Genomic DNA, 22,772 nt, shown 5'->3' on the forward strand with positions numbered 1-22,772 from the left:
CGGCCACCGAGACGGCCATGGTCTTCGGCGAGCTGTACCGCAACGGTGCGGAGTGGAAGTTCCGCGCCGTCGGCCAGGGCTATGCCTCGGGTCTCGCGGGCATCGCCCAGGACTTCGGCGTGAACATCTGAGTCCCGCTCCGGCGTCGAAGCGCCCGGCCCGCCTCTCCGGCGGGCCGGGCGCCTTCGTCTGCGCCGCCTCGGTGCGGGCCGTATCCGTGCGGGCCGTGTCCGTCTGTGCCGTGTCCGTCCGGGCCGTGTCCGTACCCTTGCCGCATGATCCTCGACCGGCTCGTCCCCGTGGACGGCGCGCTCCCGGGCGCCCTGCTCACCGAGATCACCGAGCTCTACGCTGCCAACCGTGACTTCTTCGCTCTCAGCGGCGACTTCCCCGACCCGTACGACATCCGCGTCGAGCAGGTAGCCGTCGAACTCGCCCGCGAGCTCAAGCACCCGGACGCCGAGGTGCTGCTCGCCCGCAGCGAGGGCGAGCTGGTCGGCATCGCGATCACCCTGGCCCACCACCCCGACCCGGCCGACCCCGACCCGTGGATCGGTCTGCTCATGGTCGCTCCCCAACGGCGGGGGTACGGGCGGCAGTTGGCGGGCCTGGTCGAGCAGCGGTTCCGGGAGGCGGGGCGTACGGCCGTGAAGCTGGCCGTGCTCCAGAACAACCCGCGCGCGATGGCGTTCTGGTCCGCGCTCGGCTATCTCATGATCGGGCAACGCGAGGACCGGGCGAAGGGGCGGCCTTGCGCGGTGCTGCGCAAGGAGCTCTGAAGAGAGAGGGCGCTTTGAAATGCCCTTGTCCTAGGGGGACTTGGGCTTTCCGTCCCCGTACAGCCAGGGACCCCACACGGTGTCCAGATCCTCACCGGCCTGCTGCTCCGCGAAGGCCGTGAAGTCCTCGGTGTCCGCGTTGCCGTGGCGGTGCTCGGCCGCCCAGTCCTTGATCAAGGCGAAGAAGGTGTCGTCGCCGACGGTCTCGCGGAGCTTGTGCAGGACCATCGCCCCGCGGGTGTAGACCGGGTCGGCGGAGATCACGGAGGCGTCGGTGGGCTCGGCGGGCGGGAAGGCCCAGAGCTCGTCGTCGGCGGGGGCGGCGTACGCGTCGTCGAAGGTCTCCTGGGCGGTGTCCCCGTCGTGGTCCTCCGCCCAGAGCCATTCCGCGTACGTGGCGAAGCCCTCGTTGAGCCACATGTCCTGCCAGGTCTTCGGCGTCACGGAGTTGCCGTACCACTGGTGGGCCAGCTCGTGGACCATGAGCTCGGTGTCGGGGGCGCCGGGGAAGACGGGCCTGGTCTGCGTCTCCAGGGCGTAGCCAGCGGAGCCCTCGGGGGCGACGATCGCGCCCGTGGAGGAGAAGGGGTACGGGCCGAAGTACTCCTCGGACCAGGTCAGGATCTCGGGGAGCCGCTCGAGGACGTCGGCGCTCTGCTCGGCTTCGGCGGGGTCCACGGCGGTGAGGACGGGGAGGTCCTTCTCCGTCGCGGAGGACTTCGTCTCGTGCGTCTTCGTCTTGTACGTCTTCGTCTTGTACGTCTTCGTCTCGTACGGGCCGATCGCGACCGTCGCCAGGTAGCTGGCCATGGGTTCGGCGCTGTGCCAGGTGAAGGCGGTGCGGCCCGCGGCGGTCTTCGTGGAGGTCAACTCGCCGTTGGAGACCGCCGTCAGACCCTCGGGGACCGTGATCTCGATGTCGTACGCGGCCTTGTCGCTCGGGTGGTGGTTGCCGGGGAACCAGGCCTTGGAGCCGGCCGGTTCGCCGAGGGCGAGCGCGCCCTCGTCGGTGGGGAGCCAGCCCTCTTCGGAGCCGTCCTCGTCGGTGATCGTCTCCGGTGCGCCGGAGTAGGCGACGCGCGTGGTGAAGGTCCGGCCCTCGGGCAGTTCGTCGTCGGGGCGGATGGTGAGCTCGTCGGCGGCGCGGTTGAAGCGGGCCGGCTTGTCCCCGACGGAGACGGACTCGACGTCGAGGCCCGCGAGGTCGAGGTTGAAGGCGCTCAGGTCCTGCGTGGCCTTCGCCGTGATGACGGCCTCGCCGGTCAGATGGTGCTCTTCGGGGTCGTACGACAGATCGAGCGCATAGTGCGTGACGTCGTAGCCGCCGTTGCCGAGGAGGCGGAAGTACGGGTCGCGCAGGCCCGCGGCTCCCGGGGTGCCGCGCACGCCGGAGCCGGCGCAGGACGCGAGCAGCAGCCCGCAGACGACGGCGCCCACGGCCTGGCGGGCGAGGCGGCGGGGCCTGGCCGTGCGGGCCGCGGGAGCGGAGGTGACTGCCGGGTGGTGGGGCACCCGGAGATCATATGAGGGGTTTGGGCGCTTTGGGCGCGAGGGCCGGGAGAGGCCCGGAGGGGTTCGGGCGACGGCCCGGAGACTGGGGCGCGGCCCGGGGTTCGGGCTGAGGGGTGCCGCGTTGCAGAGCGGCACCCCTCCGCACCCCGACCAGCTGTGAGCAGCTCGGTCTTACTTGTTCAGCGCGGCGACGCCGGCCTGGGCGATCTTCTCGTCGATGTCGCCGGACGGGGCGCCCGCGACGCCGATGCCCGCGATCGGCGCACCCTTGGCGGTGACGGGGGCGCCGCCGCCGAGGAACAGGGTGCCCGGGATGTCCTTCAGGGTCGGCGCGGACTCGAGGCGCTTGACCAGCTCGGAGGTGGGGGCGTTCCAGGAGACGGCGGTGAACGCCTTCTTCTCGGCGGCCTCGTAGGACTGCGGGCCGGCACCGTCGCCGCGCATGGTGAGGATGGTGTTGCCGTTGCGGTCGACGACGGCGACGGAGACACGCTGGTTCTGCTTCTTGGCCTCGTCCAGGGCGGCGTCCGCGGCCTTGGCGGCGGCCTCGATGGTGAGGTGGTTCGTCTGCACGACGTTCTTGTTGGCGGCGTCGGCCTTGGCGGCGGCGGCCGGGGCGGCGGACGCGGACACGGCGCCGAAGGTGCCGGCGGCGATGGTGGCGGCCACGGCGGTGCCGGTCAGGACGCGGGTGCGCAGCGAAAGCTTCTTCATGGTGAGCTCCTGGGAGTCGGGGTGTTGACTCGGTGAGAGTCGGGGTGTCGGACTCGGCGGCCCGTTCTGAGTTCAATCCTGGCCCCGTGACCAGGGCCGCAGCGTCGACGTACCGGCTGCCGTCGGATCGCGGTACGGGGTACGCCCCCGTCAACCGATCGGTTGATGCGGCACCGGGACTTTCGGTCCACGATGAAGTGGTCAGAAAGGGAGCAGTGGTGCGAAACGAGCAGGTCAGCGGCGGCAGCCCGCGGCACCGCGGGGCACGCTCACGCCTGTTCGGACGGTCCGCGGGCGCCTCGGCGGATGCTCGCGCGTACGAAGCGGACGCCTCGGCGAACCCGCGGTCGTACGAAGCGGACACCTCGGCGAACCCGCGCTCGTACGGGGTGGACGCCTCCGGTCCGTACGGCGGTGCGGCCTCCGCCGCGAACGGCTACTACGACCCCGACGCCGGCTGGCTCGCGAAGATCATGCACATCACCTTCTTCGCCCTGCTCGCGGCCTCCCTCGCCCGCTATCTGATCCGTCACCCCGGCGAGCCGCGCACCCCGTGGGTGATCGCGCTGAGCATCGTGCTCGCGCTGCTCTACGTGCTCGGGCCCGCCCTGAGCGCCCGGCCCACGCCGCGCTGGCTGCTCTGGCTCGGGGCGGTGGTCGGGGTGTGGGTCGTCCTCGTCCTGCTCGCGCCGAGCTACACCTGGTGCGCGGTGCCGCTGCTCTACACCGGTCTGCGGGCCCTTCCCGTACGGCATGCCCTAGCCCTCGTCACCGTCCTGACGGTGTTCGTGGTGGTGGCACAGCTCCGGCTCGCCGACGGCTTCGACCCGAACCTCCTGATCGCCCCGCCCGCCGTCGCCGCCCTCGCGGTCGCGGTCTTCGTGCACATGCGCCGCCAGTCGGAGCGGCTCGCCGCGATCGAGCGCCGCCAGGGCACGCTCGACGAGCGGCAGCGGCTGGCCATGGAGATCCACGACACCCTGGCGCAGGGTCTGTCCTCGCAGCGGATGCTGCTGCAGGCTGCGGACCGCATCTGGGAGAGCGACCCGGACAAGGCCCGTACGCACGTGCACACCGCCGCGTCCTTCGCCGAGCGCAACCTCGCCGAGGCCCGCCGCTTCGTGCACGACCTCGCGCCGGCCGACCTCGCCGAGGGCGGCGGCCTGCCGGCCGCGCTGATGGCGCTCGCCGACCGGTCCACCACCGAGACGCTCTCGGTGCGCTGCCGGGTGGACGGGCCCGCGCGGCCGCTGCCCGACCGGGTGGAGTCCGCGCTGCTGCGCATCGCGCAGGGCGCGCTCGCCAACATCACCGAGCACTCCGGCGCGAGTGCCGCCGCGCTCACCCTGACCTTCCTCGACGACCAGGTGGTGCTCGACATCGCCGACGACGGCCGCGGCTTCGACCCGGCGGCCCTCTCGCCGACCGGTGTCCGCGGCCACGGGCTTCCCGCGATCCGCGCGCGCGCCGGCCAGCTGGGAGGCATCCTTACGGTCGAGTCCGCACCCGGCGAGGGCACCGTCCTGTCCGCCGCCATCCCCTTGGAGCACCGCCCATGACCTCTGCCGAGACCTCTGCCGGCACCCCCGCCTCCCCTGCGATCCGCGTCCTGCTCTGCGACGACCACGTGGTCGTGCGCGCCGGGCTGCTCGCGCTGCTCGACAGCGCGCCCGGCATCGAGGTGGTGGGCGAGGCCGGCAGCGGCGAGGAGGCGGTGGCGCTCGCCGAGAAGCTGCGGCCCGACGTGGTGCTCATGGACCTGCAACTGGGTGCGGGCATCGACGGCGTGGAGGCCACGCGGCGGATCGCGCCGACCGGCGTGCATGTGCTGGTCCTGACCACCTACGACACCGACGCGGACATCACGCGGGCGATCGGCGCGGGGGCGACGGGGTACCTCCTCAAGGCCGAGCGGCCCGAGGAGCTGTTCGCGGCGATCCACGCGGCGGCCGAGGGGCGTACGACGCTCTCGCCGCCGGTCGCGAGCCGGGTGATGGCGCGGATGCGCAGCCCGCAGCCCACGCTCACCGAGCGCGAGTTGGAGATCCTGGAGCAGCTGGCGCAGGGCCTGGGCAACCGGGACATCGCACGCGCCCTGTTCATCAGCGAGGCCACGGTCAAGACGCACCTGGGCCGCATCTACGACAAGCTCGGCGTGGATACGCGCGCGGGGGCGGTGTCGGTGGCTAAGGAGCAGCGGTTGCTCGGCTGAGCGGTGTTCGGGGTTCGCGCCACCCCACCCTGCTCCGCCGCTCCGCGGCGGGGGTGAGTTCTGGGGGGGGCTGACGCCCCCGGGCCCCTCTGGGGATACCGGGGCTGTCCCCGTGCCGTGCTCCGCCGCTCCGCGGCGGGCGGTTTCTGGGGGCTGACGCCCCCAGCCCCCCGTGCGCCGGAGGCTTCGCCCCGAGAGACCTGGGGCTCCGACCCCGTGCTCCGCCGCTCCGCGGCGGGGATAAGCCCGGGGGCTGACGCCCCCAGACCCCCCGGCGGGGGCGCTGAGAGCTTCGCCCCGAGGGGCTGCGGCTCAGGGCTCCGCCCTCGGACGCCCCGGGAGTTGGGCGCCGCCCCGAGAGCTCTGCGGGCCCGGGGGCTGGGGGCGTCAGCCCCCGGAATTCTCCCCGCCGCGGAGCGGCGGAGCGGCGATGGGCGCAGCCCAGAAATGCGCAGGGGCCCAGCGGGCGTGCCCCAGAAAGCACGCCGCCGCGGAGCGGCAGGGCAGCGGGCGGGCGTAGCCCCGCAAAGGGGCAGGGGGAGGTGGGGGCGTCAGCCCCCAGAAGCGTCGCCGCCGCGGAGCGGCGGAGCAGGGTGCGGGGGCGCACCCTTCCGCACGCGCGTGACACCATCACCTCGTGCTCGACATCGGATACGCCCTCTCCACCCGCTTCCCCGACCCGCCCCAGACCGACTACCGCCGCGCCGACGTGCGCGCGCTGCGGCACGATCTGTTCTGCGGCGATGTGTATCTCGCGGACACGGAGAAGGACGAGGAACTGTCCACAGCCTGGGGATGGGTGCCGGTGCTCGACTTCGCCTGGGCGCTGTGCGACATCGTCGAGCGGCTCGACGAGGACCCGATGGGCAGCCGCGCGGCCCGCCCGCAGTACGCCGAGCTGGACTTCACCGAGTCCACCGACCGGCTGCTCTTCGAGCGGCGCTTCGGGTGGGTGGACATCGAGGCGGAGTGGCTGCCGGGCGACACCCCGCCGCTGACCTTCTCGCACTCCGTGCTGCGCCGCGAGGCACGGGACTTCCTCCAGGACGTGGTGGCGGACCTGGTCGACCTGCACGAGGACCTAGGCGAGAACCCGGTGATCTGGGAGCTGCTGTCCCGCTTCCCGCGCGTGTGACACGTACCGCCCTACGACGCGCTCAGCCCTCCACCCGCACCCCGATCGCCGCCGCGAACACCGGTGCCAGATCCATGAGTTGGGCCGGGGAGATGGTCGCCCCCGACAGGCGGTCCACGCCGCGGGCGATCTCCAGCTCCCCGCACCTGCGCAGGTCGACGTCCTTCATCCGTACGCCTGTGAAGTCGGCGCCCTTGAGCGAGCAGTCGACGAACTCCACGCGCTCCAGGCTCGCTCCCCCGAAGTCCGGCTCGGCGAGGACCACGCCCTCGAAGACGACGTCCCGCAGCCGCGCCTTGCGCAGATTCAGGTAGTCGATCTTCCCGCCCCTGACCACCACGCGCTCCAGCACGGCGCCGTGCAACTGCACCCCGCCCATGCGCGCGTCGCACACCTCCACGTCACGCAGCGAGGCGTCGGCGAGGTCGGTGCCGACGCCGCGCACCCCCGTGAGCCGCGTATCGATCAACCGGGCGTGCTGGAGCCCTGTTTCGTCGAGCGCGCACTCCTCGACCAGGCAGTCCATGAACCGCGCACCGGGCGCGTCCTGACCCGCGAGGTCGAGGCCGCGCAGGAGCAGCCCGTCGTAGTCCCCGTCGGGCTCGAGCCCCGCCGCCTCGAACGGGGCCGGCTCGGGCAGCCGGAGTTCGGGCCGCCGGGCCGCGGTCGTCGTCGTCGCTTTGCGTGCCATGCGGCCATGCTCGCCCACGCCACTGACAATCGCCGGTTCCGGTTCCGGTCCGCTACGCGGTGGGCACACGGCGCCGGAGCACCGCTAGGACCGCTACTGCCCGACGCGTCCGTCCACGCACTCCCGCAGCAGATCGGCGTGGCCGCAGTGACGCGCGTACTCCTCGATCCGGTGCACCAGAAGCTCGCGGATCGACACCCGGTCACGGCCGACCCGCTCGCCCAGGTCCGTGAACGCGTGGACGGCCTCGTCCGTGGCGCGCTGCTCGCGTTCGAGGTCCGCGTACGCCGCGTCGACCATCGCCTGCTCGGGGCGCACGTCGTCGAAGTCGGCGTCGCGCGCCCCGTACAGCTTCGGCAGCGGCTCGTCCTCGGTGAGCCAGTTCCGCCAGTCGCGCTCCACCTCGGCGAGGTGCCGGAGCAGCCCGAGCAGGGACATCGTCGAGGGCGGCACCGAACGGCGGGCCAACTGCTCGGGCGTGAGGCCCTCGCACTTCATGCGCAAGGTCAGGCGGTAGTCCTTGAGATAGTCCTGGAGCGTGGGCAACTCGCCGTCGGGGCTCGGCCCTTCGCTGTTGCGCGGGTCGTCGTCCGGGTCGGCCCACATGTCGGGGTAGACGGTGGAGCCGGTCCAGCGCTCCGGCCGGTCCGTCTGCACGGGATCGTCAGTCTGGTCCGGACGGTCCGTCCGGTCGAGGCGGTCCGCGTCCGTCCGGTCGGGGCTCTCTGTCTGCTCAGGCATGGGCGTCATCCTCGGATACGGCGTTCCGGACTCGCTAGCGGATTTCCCCCTCGGGCCCAGCGCCTCCGGCCCCAAGTCGCCGCCCCCTCAAGGCTCCAGGACCACCTTCCCCACCGTCCCGCGCTCCTGGAGCGCCCGGTGCGCGGCCGCCGCCTCGGACAGGGGGAAGCGCGTCACCTGCGGGCGCAGCACCCCTTCGGCGGCCAGGGCGAGCGCGCGGCTCTCCAGGGTGCGGACCGGGTTGTCGCCGCCCGCCTTCTGCATCATCGCGGGGCCGAGCGTGACCACGGACTCCACGCCGCGCTCCGCCAGCTCCCCTTCCGCGAAGTCGATCGGGCCGCCGTCGAGACCGGACTCCGTCCAGCCGAAGACGATGTGCCGGCCGCCGCGGCCGAGCAGGCCCACGGCCGCGCGCCCGGTCTCGCCGCCCACGCCGTCGAAGACGACGGTGGCCGCGCGGCCCGCGCCGAGGAACTCCCGTACGACGGAAGGCCATTGGGGGTCGAGGTAGTCGACGGCGAGGTCGGCGCCGTTCTCCTTCACGAGGCCGGTCTTGCGCGGGCCGCCCGCGAGACCGACGACGGTGGCGCCGCGGTGCTTGGCGTACTGGACGAGGAAGGTGCCGAGGCCGCCGGCCGCCGCGGGGATCACCACGACGGAGTCGGCGTCCAGGTCGGCGAACTGGACGATGCCCATCGCCGTGCGGCCCGTGCCGATGAGGGCCACGGCGCCGGCGGCGTCGAGGCCGGCCGGGATGTCCTGGAGGCGGGCGGCGTCCACGACGGCGAGTTCCGCGTAGCCGCCGGGCGCGAAGCCGAGGTGCGTGACGACGCGCTTGCCGAGCCACTCCTCGGAGGTGCCTTCGCCGAGCGCCTCCACCACCCCGGCGACCTCGCGGCCCGGGATGGTCGGCAGCTCGACCGGCGCGGGTGCCGGGCCCTGGATGCCCTCGCGCAGGGCGGTGTCCAGGAGGTGCACGCCCGCCGCCTCGACCTTGATCCGGACCTGGCCCGGGCCCGGCTCGGGGTCGTCGGTCTTCTCGTACGAGAGGTTCTCGGCGGGGCCGAAGGCGTGGAGGCGGATGGCGTGCATGGCGGGCTCCCCCTGGGGTCGGGACGGTTTCTCGGGCTCTGCGGGCTGTTGCCGGTCCTTCCGGGCCGGCGCCGCACCCCACTGTTCAACCTGAAGTGAGGTTGAGGTCAAGAGCGGGCCGCCGTCAGCAAGGTGCCGGCCGGACGACGGCCCCACGCCGGACCGACGACGGCGGGCACCCCGCACGGACGACCGCCCTCACCCGCCTCACGCCCCTCACGCCGCCCGCAGCCGCCGCAGCCCCAGCCACGCCACCGCCAGGTTCGCCGCCTCCACGCCACTCGTGAACGACACCTCCGACAGGACCCCGGGCGCCGCCACCTGGTCGCCGGCCAGGTAGATCCCGTCGCCGCGGTCCACCGCGGGACGGTCGCGCCAGGTCGTGCCCGGCCGGTCCACCGCCCCCGTACGGCCCGCGGCCAGGGCCTCGCGGCGCCAGGTGACGCGTTCGCGCCAGCCCGGGAAGCCGAGGTCGAGCAGGCGTTCGGCGCGGGCCATCCCGGCGGCGCGGGACTCGTCGGGCGCGAGCGGGAGCTGGCCCTGGAGGAGCTGTTCGCCGCGCGGGGCGAGGGAGCGGTCCTGGGCCGTGAAGCGTTCGAGCCAGCCGGGTGCGTCGAGGTCGGAGACGATGAACGCGTCGCCGCGGCGGGTGCGCAGGGCCAGGTCGATCAGCGCCGTGCGGCCGCTCTCCCAGCGCAGGGTGTCGTCGTCGAGCAGACGGCGGGCCGCGTCGAGGGAGGTGGCGACGACGACCGGCCCGTCCTCGGGGAGTTCGGTCAGGCGCGAGGCGGTCTCGATACGTACGCCGAGGTCCCAGGCGTGCGCGGCCATCCGGTCGATCACCGAGGACCAGCCGCCGCGCGGGTAGTGCGCCTCCGGGGGCAGCTTGGTGGCGCGGCGCAGCCGCTCGTGGACGAAGCGCGCGGAGAGCGCGCCGGGGTCGTGGTGGAAGAGGGCGACCGCCGCGTAGTGGGCGGCGGCGCGGGCGCCCTCCTCGCCGACCTCGCCGGCGGCCCAGGTGAGGAAGTGGCCGTCCACCGGCGCCTGTTCGACCCCGCGGCGCAGCAGTTTCAGCATCGCGAGCGGCGGGGTGCGGCGCAGGGTGCCGCCGTGCCGGAAGCGGAAGCGGGCGCCTTCGAGCGGCGGTACGGAGGCCATCGGGCCGAGCAGGCCGCGCTGCTTGAGCCAGGCCCAGTGCGGGCCGCCGTTGTAGAGGGCGTGCGGCCCCTCGTTGGTGCGGTACCCGCCGGTGACCGTCGTACGGGCCCGGCCGCCGAGGGTGTGGTGCGCCTCGTGCACGACGACCTGCGCACCGGCCTCGGCGGCGGTGATCGCGGCGGTCAGTCCGGCGAAGCCGCCACCGATGACGGTGATCCCTGCGTGACGTGCCATGTCCTGCACACTCCCTGCTGTTCGACTGCCTTCTCCCGTACCGACGGATGGCGGGTGCGGGAATGTGACATCGACCCGGCGGATGGCGGGCGTGGGCAGGTGACGTCGCGGGGCCAGCGCGGTCCCGGCCCGCCGGCAGGGGCGGGACCCAGGACGCGGGATTAGCCCATTTGTGCTGTTCTGGAGTTTATGAGCACAAGCGATCGTGGATACGAAGCCCCGGTTCCCGCGTCTGCTCAGGAACCCGATCCCACCCGCTGGTGGGGCCTGGTCGTCATCGCGCTCGCGCAGCTGATGGTGGTGCTCGACGCGACGATCGTGAACATCGCGCTGCCCTCCGCCCAGAAGGACCTGGGCATGTCGGACGGCAACCGGCAGTGGGTGATCACCGCGTACACCCTGGCCTTCGGCGGTCTGCTGCTGCTCGGCGGCCGGATCGCGGACCTCATCGGCCGCAAGCGCACCTTCGTGATCGGCCTGGTCGGCTTCGCGGCCGCCTCGGCGCTCGGCGGCGCGGCCACCGGGTCCGGGATGCTGTTCGCGGCCCGCGCGCTCCAGGGCGTGTTCGCCGCGGTGCTCGCGCCCTCCGCGCTCTCGCTCCTGACCACGACGTTCACGGACCCGAAGGAGCGCGGCAAGGCCTTCGGCATCTACGGCGCCATCGCGGGCGGCGGCAGCGCGATCGGCCTGATCGCGGGCGGCCTGCTCACGGAGTACCTGAACTGGCGCTGGTGTCTGCTCGTCAACGTGCCCATCGCGGTCATCGCGGTGATCGGCGCGTTCATGTTCCTGCACGACCGCGAGGGCCACCACGACGCGAAGCTGGACGTGCCCGGCGTGCTGCTCGGCTGCGGCGGCCTGGTCGCGATCGTCTACGGCTTCAGCGAGGCCGAGCCGCGCGGCTGGTCCGACGGGCTCGTCCTCGGCCTGCTCCTCGGCGGTCTCGCGCTGCTCGCGGTGTTCGTGTGGTGGCAGACCAAGGCCGCGAAGCCGCTGCTCCCGCTGCACATCATCAAGGAGCGCAACCGCGCGGGCTGCTTCCTGACGATGGGCCTGGCGACGATCGGCATGTTCGGTCTGTTCCTGTTCATGACCTACTACCTGCAGGGCATCCTCGGGTATTCACCGGTCAAGACGGGCCTGGCCTTCCTGCCGATGACGGCCGCGATCATCGTCGGCTCCACGCAGATCGCCGCCCGCCTCATGCACCACGTGGCGCCGCGCCTTCTGATGGTGCCGGGCATGGTGCTCGCAACGGTGGGCCTGATCATCCTCACCGGCCTGACGGTGCACGCCGAGTACGCCACCCACGTGCTGCCCGCGATGCTGCTGCTCGGTCTCGGCATGGGCCTGGTCTTCATGCCGGTGATGGCGACGGCGACCCAGGGCGTAGCCCCGCAGGACTCGGGCGTGACCTCCGCGACCGTCAACACCTCGCAGCAGGTGGGCGGTTCGATCGGCACGGCGCTGCTCAACACGATCGCGACCAGCACCTCGGCCACGTACATCTCCTCGCATCTCGCGGACGCGGCCCGCGAGTCGGGACAGCCGCCCACCGAGCAGATGCAGCAGCTCATCGGCGCGGAGGGCGTGGTGCACGGCTACACCGTGGCGATCTGGTGGGCGGCCGGCATCATGCTGCTCGGCGCGGTGGTCGCGGGGCTCATGGTCACGGCCCGCGCCCCGCGCCACGACGTCCCGGCGGAGGACCACGCGGAGGCGGAGGCGAACACCGGGGTGATCCTCTAGGCGGGCCGGGCGAGTTGCCCCGGGCCGTTGCATTGCCCGGGCCGGGCGCGATGTCAGTGGGGGCCGATAGCCTGGAACAGGGCTCGGCCCCCGGGCGGGAGGGATCCGTCAGCTGTGTCAGCTGAGTCAGACGTCAGCTGCCCAGCTTCTCCAGCGCCTCGTCCGCCAGCCGGTACACCGTCCACTCGTCCTGCGGCCGCGCGCCCAGGGACTCGTAGAAGGCGATCGACGGGGTGTTCCAGTCGAGGACCGACCATTCCAGGCGGCCGTAGCCGCGCTCGACGCAGATGCGGGCCAGTTCGGTCAGGAGGGCCTTGCCGTGGCCGCCGCCGCGGGCGGCGGGGCTGACGTAGAGGTCCTCGAGGTAGATGCCGTGGACGCCGCGCCACGTCGAGAAGTTGAGGAAGTAGACGCAGAAGCCGACGGGCTCACCCGCCTCGTTCTCGGCGATCAGGCTGTACGCGGCGGGCTGCTCGCCGAAGAGGGCGGTGTGCAGCTGCTCCTCGGTGGCCTTCGCCTCTTCCGGGGCCTTCTCGTACTCGGCGAGTTCGCGGACGAAGCGGTGGATGACGGGGATGTCGGCGGGAGTCGCGGTGCGGATCATGCGCGCACGCTAACCCGCCGGTCCAGGAGCAGCCGGGCGATTTCCAACTGGTGAGACTGGAACTCGCTGTCGTGGAACTCCTCGTCCTCCAGGGCCCACAGCGAGTTCTGGAGTACGCGCCCGAGCGTCCAGGCCGCGGCGCGCTGCCGGTCGAGGCCGAGCGTCTCGGTCAACAGGTCGAAGCGCCACAGGACTTCGGCCGGGTCGTAGAGGTTGTCGAGGGCGGGCATGAGGTCGAAGCCCGGGTCGCCGGCGAGCGGCTTGGGGTCGATGGCCAGCCACGGCTCGCGGTCGGCGGCGAGGATGTTGTCGAAGTGCAGGTCCCAGTGCAGGAGCCGGTCGCCGGGCTCGTCCACCACCTCGCGCACCTGGGAGGCGCAGGCCAGGACCAACTGCCGTTCGGCTTCCGGCAGTTCGCGTACGGCCTCAGGGGTCTCGGCGAGCATCTCGCGGGCCGCGGCCTCCAGGGTGCGCAGACCCGGCGGCGCGGGTACCGCGGTGAGGCGGGCGAGGAGCTCGGCGAGGATACGGGTGGCCTCGCGGGAGTCCTCCAGGGCAGACAAGTGCCTTGTCTCGTCGAGCCGTTCGAGCAGCATCGTGTTCGTGGCCGTGTCGTGGTCGAGGAGGCGCACGGCACCGTCGCCGTCCCAGGTGCGCAGCCCCAGCGGCTCGCCCTCGCTCTCCTCGTCGAGCAGTTGCAGCTTGAGGGCGGCCGGGGTGCCGTCGGCGCGCTCGACCGGGAGCACGAGCGAGGCCATCCCGTACATCGACGGACCGGTGCGCCGCAGCTCCCAGCGCTCCAGGAACTCGGCCGCCCGGCCGGGCAGCGCGGCGATGAAGGCGCGCCCCGCCTCGCCGTTGTACTTGATCTGCGTGGTGGCCAGCTCTTCGGGGACCTCGATCTCGATCACTTCTCGATCCTACGAAGCGGGGCCGGACCCGTCGCGTGGATTACGCCCGCGCCGGCGGGACGCACCCGAAGGGTCGCCTCAGCGGGACCCGCCCCATGCCTCAGCGGGACTCCAGCACCTTCGTGAAGCCGTCCGCCGTGAACAGCCCCTCGCGGGTCTCGACCTTCCTGCCGTCGACCAGGACGGCCGGGGTGCCGCGTTCGCCGCTCGCCTCGAAGGCCGCCTCGGACTTCTTCACCCAGTCCTTGTACGCCATGTCCTTCACCGCCTTGTCGAAGGCGGCGCTGCGCAGGCCCTTCACCTGGTCGGCGATCCTGAGCAGGTGCTCGGGCGAGTACGCGTCCGGGGTCCCCTCCTGCGGCTGGCTGGCGTAGAGCGCCGCGTGGTACTCGGCGAACTTGCCCGCGTCCAGGGCGGCCCGCAGCGCGTTGGCCGCGCGGGTCGATGCGCCCTCGCGGCCCTGGTCCAGGAAGGAGGCGACGGTGTACTCGGCCTTCGCCCTGCCCTCCCGCACCGCCTTGGCGAGGCCCTCGCCGCCGCCCGTCTCGAACTTCGCGCAGAAGGGGCACTGCGGGTCGAGGTACACCCGCACCGTGTGCGGAGCGTCCGCCTTGCCCACGACCACGGTGGTGCCGTCGGCGGCGAGCTTCGCCGGGAGGTCCGCGAAGAGGGAGGCGTCGGCGGCCGGCTCGGCGGCGAGGGCGGCACCCGTCGCGGCTTCCCCGCCGGACGAGGAGCAGGCCGCCGCACCGGCGCCGAGCGCGGCGACGGCGGCGAGTGTGACGAATGCGCGTGCGTACCTGCGTCGTGCGTCCGTGCGTCGCGCTTCCGTGCGTACAGGCATGATCCAGACCTCCGGGACAGTGGTTCCCCGGCGAAGACGGGCCTGCTCCCGCACGCGTTCAGGGCCCAAGGTCCCGCCTGCCGCGCCGAGGGTCCCGCCTCCGGGCCACCGGCCCCGCGGCCCTCGCCCTGTCCCGGGCCACCGGCCCCTGCTCTGTCCCGGGTCACCGACCCCGGCCCCCGCCCTCCCCCGGCGCTCCCGCGTCCGCTACCTTCCCCGCCATGAACGCGTCAGCAGCCCCCACCGCGGGCACGGTGAACGGCGGGATCTCCTTCTGGTACGCCGGCCGGCCCCTGCCCGCCCCGCGCGAGCCGCTCCCCGGCGACACGGGCGCCGATGTGTGCATCGTCGGCGGCGGCTATACGGGGCTGTGGACCGCGTACTACCTGAAGAAGGCCGCGCCCTTCCTGCGCATCACGGTCCTGGAGCAGAAGTTCTGCGGATACGGGGCCTCGGGCCGCAACGGCGGCTGGCTCTACAACGGCATCGCGGGCCGCGACCGGTACGCGAAGCTGCACGGCAAGGAGGCCGCGGTCCGCCTCCAGGAGGCGATGAACGCCACGGTCACCGAGGTGGTCCAGGTGGCCGCCGCCGAGGGCATCGAGGCGGACATCCACCAGGGCGGCGTGCTCGAAGTGGCGTACACACCGGCCCAGTTGGCGCGCCTGAAGGCCTTCCACGAGGCCGAGCTCGCGTACGGCGAGATGGACCGGCTGCTGCTCGGTGCGCGCGAGACCGCCGGGCGGATACGGATCGCCGGGGCCGTCGGCTCTTCCTGGACCCCGCACGGCGCGCGCGTCCACCCGGTGAAGCTGGTGACCGGACTCTCCCGCGTGGTCGAGGACTTGGGCGTGACGATCCACGAGTCCACGCCGGTGACGGAGATCCGGCCGAAGCACGCGGTCACGCCGTACGGCACGGTCCGTGCCCCGTACATCCTGCGCTGCACCGAAGGGTTCACGGCCGCGCTCAAGGGCGAGAAGCGCTCCTGGCTCCCGATGAACTCCTCGATGATCGCCACCGAGCCGCTCACCGACGAGCAGTGGGAGCACATCGGCTGGGCGGGCCGCGAGACGCTCGGCGACATGGCGCACGCGTACATGTACGCCCAGCGCACCGCGGACGGCCGGATCGCGCTCGGCGGGCGCGGGGTCCCGTACCGCTTCGGATCGAAGACGGACAACGACGGCCGGACGCAGCCGGCCACGGTCGAGGCCCTGCGCGAGATCCTCGTGCGCTTCTTCCCCGCACTCGCGGGCGTACGGATCGACCACGCGTGGTCCGGCGTCCTCGGAGTGCCGCGCGACTGGTGCGCCACCGTCACCCTCGACCGGTCCACCGGACTCGGCTGGGCGGGCGGTTACGTCGGCTCGGGCGTCGCCACCGCGAACCTGGCCGGGCGCACGCTGCGCGACCTCGTGCAGCAGGACTCCGGACAGGCGGGCACGACGGACCTCACCGAGCTGCCGTGGGTCAACCACAAGGTGCGCAAGTGGGAGCCGGAGCCTGCCCGTTGGATCGGGGTGCACGGGCTGTACGCGGCGTACCGGGCGGCGGACCGCCGGGAGGCCTCCTCGCACGCCGCCGCGACGGACCGTCTGGCGCGCTTCGCGGACCGGCTCAGCGGACGGTGAGCGGCCCGACGGGACAGTGAGCGGCCCGAGCGGACGCTGACATACGAGCGGGGCGCCCTCCCGGACGCCCCGCTCAGCCCCGCTCAGCCCTGCGACCTACGGCTAGGAGGCGCTGATCGCCCCCAGCACATCCATCCGAGCCGCCCGCCGCGCCGGCCAGATCGCCGCGAGGACGCCCACCACCAGGGCGAGCACGATGAACAGGCCGATGCGCAGCCACGGCAGGACCGTCTCGTAGCCCGGCAGCGTGCCGCCCGTGATCCCGCTGTTGAGCCAGGCCAGGAAGATGCCGGAGCCGATGCCGAGCGCGGCGCCGAACAGGCAGATGATCACGGACTCCAGGCGCACCATCTGCCGGATCCCGGCCCGGTCGAGGCCGATCGCCCGCAGCATCCCGATCTCGCGGGTGCGCTCGAAAACGGACATCGCGAGGGTGTTCACGACGCCGAGCACCGCGATCAGGACGGCCATGCCGAGCAGGCCGTACATCATGTTCAGGACGGTGCCCACGGCGCCGACCTCGGAGGCCACGATCTGGTCGCGGTCCTGCACCTTGAGCAGCGGGCTGTTGCCGAGCGCGTCGCGGATCTTCCCGTCCAGGCCCGAGGCGCCGGACTCCGCCTTCACCAGGACCTCGTCCAGCTTCTGGTCGGTGGCGTACGGCAGGACGTCGCCGAGCGTGCCGAGCGCCTGCTCGACGGTGCGGTTCTTCTCGAAGACGCCCACCACGGTGAAGGTCTTCGTGGTCGCGCCCTTGCGTACCCCGTCGACGAAGCGTCCGCCCAGGCCGGCCTCGACCTGCGAACCCACCCTGAGCCCGCGCTCCTTCGCCAGCTCCGAGGAGACCGCGATCTTTCCGGGGCCGACGTCCGCCAACGCCCCTTGCGTGAACCGCAGATCGGTGACCTTGCCGAGCGTGGCCGGGTCGCCGCCCGTCAGGCTCAGATACCCGCCCCGCGTCTCGCCCGTCGCGGAGGCCAGGGGCGCCGCCGCGGAGACGCCCGGCACCTCGGCCACCTTGCCGGCGGCGTCCCGGTCGATGCCGCGGTAGGCGGAGTTGGAGATGCGGTAGTCGGCCGCGAGCCCGGTGGTCGCCTCGGCGGCCACGGCCCGGTCGGCGGACTGGGCGGCGACGGTGAGGCCGGTGATCAGGCAGAGGCCGATCATCAGGGCGGACGCGGTGGCGGCGGTACGGCGCGGGTTGCGCAGCGCGTTCTCCTTGGCGAGCTTGCCGCTCACCCCGTACAGGCGCTGCGTCAGCCGGCCGGCCAGGGCGATGAACGGCCGCGAGAGCAGCGGCGCGAGCACGATCAGGCCGAGCAGGAAGAGCCCGGCCCCGAACAGGGCGGTGAGCAGGTCGACTTCGGCGGGCTTGTCCAGGCCGGCCACGTACAGCATGAAGGGCATGCCGCCCGCGACGAGCAGCGCGCCGGCCACGTTGCGCACCACGAGGCTGCGCGTCTTCGGCGGTGCGTCCACCGTGCTCATCGCCTCGACCGGCGCGATCCGCGCGGCCTTGCGCGAGGGCAGCCAGGCGGCGAGCACCGTCACCACGACACCGACGACCAGCGACCACACGAAGGCGGACGGGGAGACGATCAGCGGTCCGTCGGGCAGTCCCGCGCCGCCCGCGTTGAGAAGCGCGGGCAGGACGGACGCGATGCCGAGCCCGAGCGCGAACCCGGCGGCCGATGCGCCGAGTCCGAGCAGCGCGGCCTCCACGAGCACGGACCGCACGACCTGCTTGCGCGAGGCACCGACCGCCCGCATCAGCGCGATCTCCTTGGTGCGCTGGGCGATCAGCATGGTGAAGGTGTTGGCGATGATGAACGCCCCGACGAACAGGGCGATCCCGGCGAACACGAGCAGCGCCTTGGTGAGCGAACCGGTGCTCTCCGCGATCTCCCTGGACTGCTGCTCGGCGAGCGCCTGCCCGCTGGTGGCCGTCGCCGCGTCCTCCCCGGGCAGCAGCGCGCGGACCTCGTCCGTCAGCTTCACCTGGTCCGTGCCGGGACGGGCGCCCACGGTGATCTCGTCGTAGTACCCGGGCGCGGTGAACAGCTTCTGCGCGGTGGCCGTGTCGAAGAGCGCGAGGGTGCCGCCGGCCGTGACGCGCGGATCGTCCGTGTCGACCAGGCCGACCAGCTTCTTCGTGAGCGCGGGCCCGTCGGTGGCGAAGCGCACCGTGTCGCCGACGCGGTAGCCGGCCTTCTCGGCGGTCTTCGTGTCGAGGGCCAGCTCGCCGGAGGAGGCGGGCGCGCGACCCTTCGCGAGCGGGTAGAGCGGGTCCTTGCCGTCCTTGCCGGGCGCGTAATTGACCGCCAGGTTCTGCCAGTCGGCGTCCGCGTTGAGCGGCTTGCCGTCCTTGGCGGCGAGGGTGGCGCGGCCGTTCACGGTGGGGCGTACGGAGTCGGCGCCGGGCAGCGCGGCGATCCGCTGCGCCAGCTGGTCGTCGAGCGCGGTCTTGAAGTCACCGGGCTTCGCTTCGGGCGCGGCGGTGGTGCCGCCGTCCTGCACGGCGACCGCGACCCCGTCGAGGTTCTTGGCCGAGGCACCGCGGAAGGCGCCGGCGACGGTGTCGCCGAAGACGAGCGTGCCGGAGACGAAGGCCACGCCGAGCATGACGGCCAGCGCGGTCATGACGAGACGGGCTTTGTGCGCAAGGACGTTGCGCAGGGCTGTTCGCAGCATGGGTGGGGTCCTTGAGGTGTACGAGTGTGAGGGGCGGGAGAGCCGACGGACGGGTGGCCGGGGCGATCTCAGGGGCGCGGGGAACTGCGCAACCCGACGACCAGGGCACTGGAACGACGACAGCACCCCGGAACGCCCGGCTCAGCTGGTCCGCACTCGCCCCTCGAACTGCCGCATCCGGTCGAGCACCGACTCGGCGCTGGGCGCGTGCAGTTCGTCGACGATCCGGCCGTCGGCGAGGAAGACCACACGGTCCGCGTACGCGGCGGCCACCGGGTCGTGCGTGACCATCACGACCGTCTGCTCCAGGGCATGCACCGACTCGCGCAGGAAGCCGAGGATCTCGGCGCCGGTGCGGGAGTCGAGGTTTCCGGTGGGCTCGTCCGCGAAGATGATCTCCGGCCGCGAGGCCAGCGCCCGCGCCACGGCGACCCGCTGCTGCTGGCCGCCGGAGAGCTGCGCGGGCCGGTGCGCGAGCCGGTCGGCGAGCCCGACGGTGCGCACGATCCGGTCGACCCAGGCCTTGTCGGGGCTGCGGCCCGCGATGGCCATCGGGAGCGTCATGTTCTCGTACGCGGAGAGCGTGGGCAGCAGGTTGAAGGCCTGGAAGACGAAGCCCACCTTGTCCCGCCGCAGCCGCGTCAGCTCGCGGTCCTTGAGCGAGGTCAGCTCCACGTCGCCGATCCGCGCCGAGCCCGAGGTGATCGCGTCGAGCCCGGCCATGCAGTGCATCAGCGTGGACTTGCCGGAGCCGGAAGGACCCATGATCGCGGTGAACCGGCCGCGCCCGAACTCCACGTCCACGGAGTCCAGCGCGACGACCCGGGTCTCCCCGGCCCCGTACACCTTGGTCAGGCCCGAGGCGCGGGCGGCCGCGGTGGCGGCGGGGGCATGGACGGCTGCGTACGGCATGAGGGCTCCTGGGCCGGGGCGGTGGGTGACGGTGACCTGCGCCGGTGACGACGGCTCCCGGCACACGCACCGGAGCCGCCGCCGTCTGCGGCAGGACCCCATCGTCGGCCCGCTGACCTGCCCGGATCGTCGCTCTGAGGGTGTGCTTCGCGGCTCTGCCGAAGGTCGGGGGCGGCGCCCGCGCTAGTCCTGCGGGAGGACCGGAACTTCGTGGCCCACCGCAAGGCCCGCTGTGTACAGTGAGGGGGCCCGCGCGCGGCGCACGGCCGGGCGCGACGCCCCCTTAGCTCAGTTGGCCAGAGCGGCTGTCTTGTAAACAGCAGGTCGTCGGTTCGATTCCGACAGGGGGCTCGTACGGAGCGAAGGCCCCGTCCCCACCCGGGGGCGGGGCCTTCGCCGCTCCCGCACCCCTTCCCACCGCCCGGCGTGGCTCTGCCTTTGGGCAGAGGACATCCGCGCTCTGCCCAAAGGCAGAGAACCGCCGGGCGAGGATCGCCCGCAGGAAGCACGGATTCCCCGGCCGCCCCGCCCGATACTGGATCTCATGCCGCCCTCGCCCGCCCGCGCCACCCCACCGTTCGCCGGCCCCGGCGAGGACGGCCGCCGGCTGTGGCGCGCGCTCGCCGAGGCGACCGGCGGCGGCATCCTCGTCCTGCTCACCTACGGTGCGCTCACGGGGCTCCAGCACGAAGTGCCGCCCCTCTACCTGGTGCTGCTCACCCTCGTCGCCCTCGGGCTCCTGGTGGTCCGCCGCCGCTTCCCCGCGACGGCCCTGCTCGGCCTCGCGGTGCTGCTCGGCGCGATCCCGTTCTACGGTCTGATCGCCGCCGCCACCGCGTACACCGTGACGCGGCAGTTGACCGACGCACGCCGGCGCGTCCTGCTGCTGCTCGGCGCCTCGGTCCTCACCGTCACGGTCTCGGCCGTCGTCACGCCGGACACGCTGCCCGGCGGATACGGCACGGTGTACGGGGCCGCGCTCGGCCTGGTCCTGGCCGCGACCACGATCGTGGTGCCCGGCCTCGTCGGGATCTCGGCCGGCCAGCAGGACCGGCTCGTCACGGCGCTCACCGAGCGGACCGCCGCCGCCGAGGAGGCCCGGCGGATGGCGGACGACGCGGGCCGCAGCGAGGAGCGCACCCGGATCGCCGCCGAGATGCACGACCTGGTCGGCCACCGGCTCAGCCTGATCTCGCTGCACACCGGCGGCTTGGAGATGGCGCTGCGCGACCAGGACCCGAAGCTCAAGGAGAGCGCGGCCCAGGTGCGCCAGGCCACGCGGGACGCGATGTACGAGCTGCGCCAAATCCTCGGCGTCCTCGGCCCGTTCAGCCGCGACACCGGCACCGAAGCACTCACCGACGCGACCGGCACACGGGCCGACATCAAGGCGCTCGTCGAGGAGTCGGCGGGCGCGGGTCTGCCGGTGGAGCTGGTCTGGGACGGTCCTGACCTCGACACCCGCGAGGCGCAGGTGCGCCGGGCCGTCCACCGCGTCGTCCGCGAATCGCTCACCAACGTCCACAAGTACGCCACCGGGGCCTCCGTCACCGTCGAGGTCACGCACACCGCCGACGAGGTCCGGGTCCGCGTCCGCAACGACGCCCCCGGACCGCCCGCCCCCGACAGCCCCTCCGGCACCGGCCGCGGCCTGACCGGACTGCGCGAGCGCGTCGAACTGCTCGGCGGGCGGCTGGACGCGGGGGTGCGCGCGGAGGGCGGTTTCCAGGTGTACGCGGTGATGCCCGCCGTACCCGACCCCGCGGGCCGCCGCTCGGCACCCGACAGCGGACCGGGCAGCGGGGCCACCTCGCTCTCCGGCATCCAGCACCGGGTCAGCAGCGTCATCACCGCGCTGCTCGGCCTCGCGGGCGTCGCGGTCACGATGATGCTCGGCGTGATCCTCGTGGAACAGGCCCGCCCGCAGCCGGAGTACGGCAAGCCGGAGGCGATCCATCTCGGCATGGCGAAGTCGCGGGTCGAGGAGCTGGTGTTCGACAACGAGGCGGTACGGGCCGCCGCGACCGGCCGCGAACCGGCCCGCCCCGCGGACGCCACGAGCTGCCTCTACTCGTACGCGGATGACGACGTGCGGCACGCCGACAGCGACCGCTTCGGCATCGCGCGCTACTGCTTCGGCCCCGACGACACCCTCACCAAGATCGACAACTTCTCGGTGCCGATGGTCGTCGAGCCCTCGTCCGCACCGACCGGGCACACCGCACCGACCGGACCGACCGCACCGGGCGCACCCACCGCATCGACCGCACCCGCCGCTCCGACCGCTCCGACCAGGGGGACCCCATGACGACAGCCGAGCCTTCCGTCCGCGTACTCCTCGCCGACGACGAGGAGATGATCCGCCGCGGGGTCCAGCTGATCCTCAGCCACGCCGAGGGCATCGAGGTGGTCGCGGAGGCGGTGAACGGCGAGCAGGCCGTGGCGCTCGCCGCCGAGCACCGCCCCGACGTGGCGCTCGTGGACATCCGTATGCCGGTGCTCGACGGTCTGGCGGCGGTCCCGCGCCTGGTCGCCCTGGACCCGGCGCCCCAGGTCGTCATGCTCACCACCTTCGGCGACGAGCAGAACGTGCTGCGCGCCCTGAGCGACGGCGCGACCGGCTTCCTGCTCAAGGACGAGGGCCCGCAGGAGCTGATCAGCGCGGTCCGCGCGGCGGCCGCCGGCGACGCGGTCCTGTCCCCCGGCGTCACGGGCACCGTGATCCGCCGCATGCTCTCGGGCGGCACCACCCCGCCGGCCGCCGCCGACCCCCGCATCGGCCACCTCACGGACCGCGAGCGCGAGGTCCTGGCGATGCTCGGCCGCGGCCTGTCCAACGCGGACATCGCCCGCGGCCTGGGGATCGGCGTGGGCACGGTGAAGACGCATGTGGGCGCGATCCTGGACAAGACCGGGTCGACGAGCCGGGTGCAGGCGGCCCTCCTCGCCCACCAGGCGGGAATCTAGGCGCCGTCCCGGCGCACCCGGCCGCGCGACCGAACACAAACCGACAACGACCCCTACCGCAGACCCCACCCACCAGGTACGGTCAGCCCCAGTCCACCAAATGGACTACACCACCGCGGCCGCCGCACGGCAGCCGCACCGGTGCAACCTTTACTCGGATCGTCCGGCACGTTCCTGCCGGTGAAGGGGGCC

General features: G+C 73.0%; 20 protein-coding genes and 1 tRNA gene. 10 read left to right on the forward strand and 11 right to left on the reverse strand.

Translation table 11 applies throughout. From position 1 onward, the window contains the following. On the forward strand, nt 1-131 hold a 131-nt coding region (locus BLT97_RS31005), incomplete at its 5' end, for a TerD family protein (protein ID WP_143041420.1). Nucleotides 132-275: 144 nt separating this feature from the next. Beyond that, a complete protein-coding gene (locus tag BLT97_RS31010; RefSeq protein ID WP_093616194.1) occupies nt 276-779 on the forward strand; it encodes a GNAT family N-acetyltransferase in 504 nt (167 codons plus the stop codon). A gap of 30 nt (nt 780-809) precedes the next feature. Here BLT97_RS31010 and BLT97_RS31015 read toward each other — a convergent pair whose 3' ends face one another. Together BLT97_RS31015 and BLT97_RS31020 are read right to left on the reverse strand one after the other, a co-directional pair. Beyond that, on the reverse strand, nt 810-2,216 hold the full coding sequence (locus BLT97_RS31015) for a M1 family metallopeptidase (protein ID WP_093616455.1): 1,407 nt from the start codon (nt 2,214-2,216) through the stop codon (nt 810-812). A 246-nt stretch (nt 2,217-2,462) separates the two neighbouring features. Then, the gene (locus BLT97_RS31020; protein ID WP_093616196.1) at nt 2,463-3,005 is read right to left on the reverse strand and encodes a GlcG/HbpS family heme-binding protein; all 543 of its coding nucleotides are present in this window, start codon (nt 3,003-3,005) and stop codon (nt 2,463-2,465) included. A 473-nt stretch (nt 3,006-3,478) separates the two neighbouring features. On the opposite strand from BLT97_RS31020, the gene BLT97_RS31025 reads away from it, so the two are divergent. From BLT97_RS31025 to BLT97_RS31035, 3 genes are all read left to right on the forward strand, one after another. Beyond that, nucleotides 3,479-4,564 (forward strand): sensor histidine kinase, encoded by a 1,086-nt coding sequence (locus BLT97_RS31025; RefSeq protein WP_093616457.1) that lies wholly within the window; start codon nt 3,479-3,481, stop codon nt 4,562-4,564. Beyond that, on the forward strand, nt 4,561-5,217 hold the full coding sequence (locus tag BLT97_RS31030; RefSeq protein ID WP_093616198.1) for a response regulator: 657 nt from the start codon (nt 4,561-4,563) through the stop codon (nt 5,215-5,217). Before BLT97_RS31025 ends, BLT97_RS31030 begins: the two co-directional genes overlap by 4 nt. Nucleotides 5,218-5,854: 637 nt before the next feature. Then, on the forward strand, nt 5,855-6,352 hold the full coding sequence (locus BLT97_RS31035) for a hypothetical protein (RefSeq protein ID WP_093616200.1): 498 nt from the start codon (nt 5,855-5,857) through the stop codon (nt 6,350-6,352). A gap of 22 nt (nt 6,353-6,374) precedes the next feature. Here the strand turns inward: BLT97_RS31035 and BLT97_RS31040 are convergent, their stop codons facing one another. From BLT97_RS31040 to BLT97_RS31055, 4 genes are all read right to left on the reverse strand, one after another. After that, complete coding sequence (locus BLT97_RS31040) at nt 6,375-7,043, reverse strand: pentapeptide repeat-containing protein (RefSeq protein WP_093616202.1); 669 nt, start codon at nt 7,041-7,043, stop codon at nt 6,375-6,377. Nucleotides 7,044-7,136: 93 nt separating this feature from the next. Then, nucleotides 7,137-7,649 (reverse strand): DinB family protein, encoded by a 513-nt coding sequence (locus tag BLT97_RS31045; protein ID WP_245769656.1) that lies wholly within the window; start codon nt 7,647-7,649, stop codon nt 7,137-7,139. Nucleotides 7,650-7,871: 222 nt separating this feature from the next. Continuing rightward, a complete protein-coding gene (locus BLT97_RS31050) occupies nt 7,872-8,876 on the reverse strand; it encodes a zinc-binding dehydrogenase (protein ID WP_093616206.1) in 1,005 nt (334 codons plus the stop codon). A gap of 216 nt (nt 8,877-9,092) precedes the next feature. Further along, entirely contained in the window at nt 9,093-10,268 is a 1,176-nt protein-coding gene (locus BLT97_RS31055; protein ID WP_093616208.1) for an FAD-dependent oxidoreductase, read from the reverse strand. 189 nt (nt 10,269-10,457) lie between these two features. Between BLT97_RS31055 and BLT97_RS31060 the strand changes: the two genes are divergently transcribed. Continuing rightward, nucleotides 10,458-12,017 carry an MFS transporter gene (locus BLT97_RS31060; RefSeq protein WP_093616210.1) on the forward strand — a complete coding sequence of 520 codons (1,560 nt, stop codon included), beginning with the start codon at nt 10,458-10,460 and terminating at the stop codon, nt 12,015-12,017. 133 nt (nt 12,018-12,150) lie between these two features. Here the strand turns inward: BLT97_RS31060 and BLT97_RS31065 are convergent, their stop codons facing one another. From BLT97_RS31065 to BLT97_RS31075, 3 genes are all read right to left on the reverse strand, one after another. Further along, a complete protein-coding gene (locus BLT97_RS31065; RefSeq protein WP_093616212.1) occupies nt 12,151-12,621 on the reverse strand; it encodes a GNAT family N-acetyltransferase in 471 nt (156 codons plus the stop codon). Beyond that, nucleotides 12,618-13,532: an aminoglycoside phosphotransferase family protein gene (locus BLT97_RS31070; RefSeq protein ID WP_093616214.1), complete on the reverse strand. Its 915-nt coding sequence runs from the start codon at nt 13,530-13,532 to the stop codon at nt 12,618-12,620. The genes BLT97_RS31065 and BLT97_RS31070 overlap by 4 nt, the downstream gene beginning before the upstream one ends. 100 nt (nt 13,533-13,632) lie before the next feature. Beyond that, nucleotides 13,633-14,376: a DsbA family protein gene (locus BLT97_RS31075; RefSeq protein WP_093616216.1), complete on the reverse strand. Its 744-nt coding sequence runs from the start codon at nt 14,374-14,376 to the stop codon at nt 13,633-13,635. Nucleotides 14,377-14,597: 221 nt separating this feature from the next. Here BLT97_RS31075 and BLT97_RS31080 point away from each other — a divergent pair, with 221 nt between their 5' ends. Further along, nucleotides 14,598-16,010, forward strand: a complete 1,413-nt coding sequence (locus BLT97_RS31080; RefSeq protein ID WP_093616218.1) for an NAD(P)/FAD-dependent oxidoreductase — start codon at nt 14,598-14,600, stop codon at nt 16,008-16,010. A 102-nt stretch (nt 16,011-16,112) separates the two neighbouring features. Here the strand turns inward: BLT97_RS31080 and BLT97_RS31085 are convergent, their stop codons facing one another. Together BLT97_RS31085 and BLT97_RS31090 are read right to left on the reverse strand one after the other, a co-directional pair. Beyond that, entirely contained in the window at nt 16,113-18,701 is a 2,589-nt protein-coding gene (locus BLT97_RS31085; RefSeq protein WP_093616220.1) for an ABC transporter permease, read from the reverse strand. Nucleotides 18,702-18,842: 141 nt separating this feature from the next. Further along, nucleotides 18,843-19,613 (reverse strand): ABC transporter ATP-binding protein, encoded by a 771-nt coding sequence (locus BLT97_RS31090; RefSeq protein ID WP_093616222.1) that lies wholly within the window; start codon nt 19,611-19,613, stop codon nt 18,843-18,845. 277 nt (nt 19,614-19,890) lie between these two features. Here BLT97_RS31090 and BLT97_RS31095 point away from each other — a divergent pair. The 3 genes from BLT97_RS31095 (at nt 19,891) to BLT97_RS31105 (ending at nt 22,580) form a co-directional block, all read left to right on the forward strand. Next, a tRNA-Thr gene (locus BLT97_RS31095) sits at nt 19,891-19,964 on the forward strand. Between the two features lie 193 nt (nt 19,965-20,157). Continuing rightward, nucleotides 20,158-21,921, forward strand: coding sequence for a sensor histidine kinase (locus BLT97_RS31100; protein ID WP_093616223.1), 1,764 nt, complete (start codon nt 20,158-20,160; stop codon nt 21,919-21,921). Further along, a complete protein-coding gene (locus BLT97_RS31105; RefSeq protein WP_093616225.1) occupies nt 21,918-22,580 on the forward strand; it encodes a response regulator in 663 nt (220 codons plus the stop codon). The genes BLT97_RS31100 and BLT97_RS31105 overlap by 4 nt, the downstream gene beginning before the upstream one ends. Nucleotides 22,581-22,772 lie beyond the last annotated feature (192 nt).

Origin of the sequence: Streptomyces indicus, assembly GCF_900100315.1 — a bacterium.
GTDB lineage: Bacteria > Actinomycetota > Actinomycetes > Streptomycetales > Streptomycetaceae > Streptomyces > Streptomyces indicus.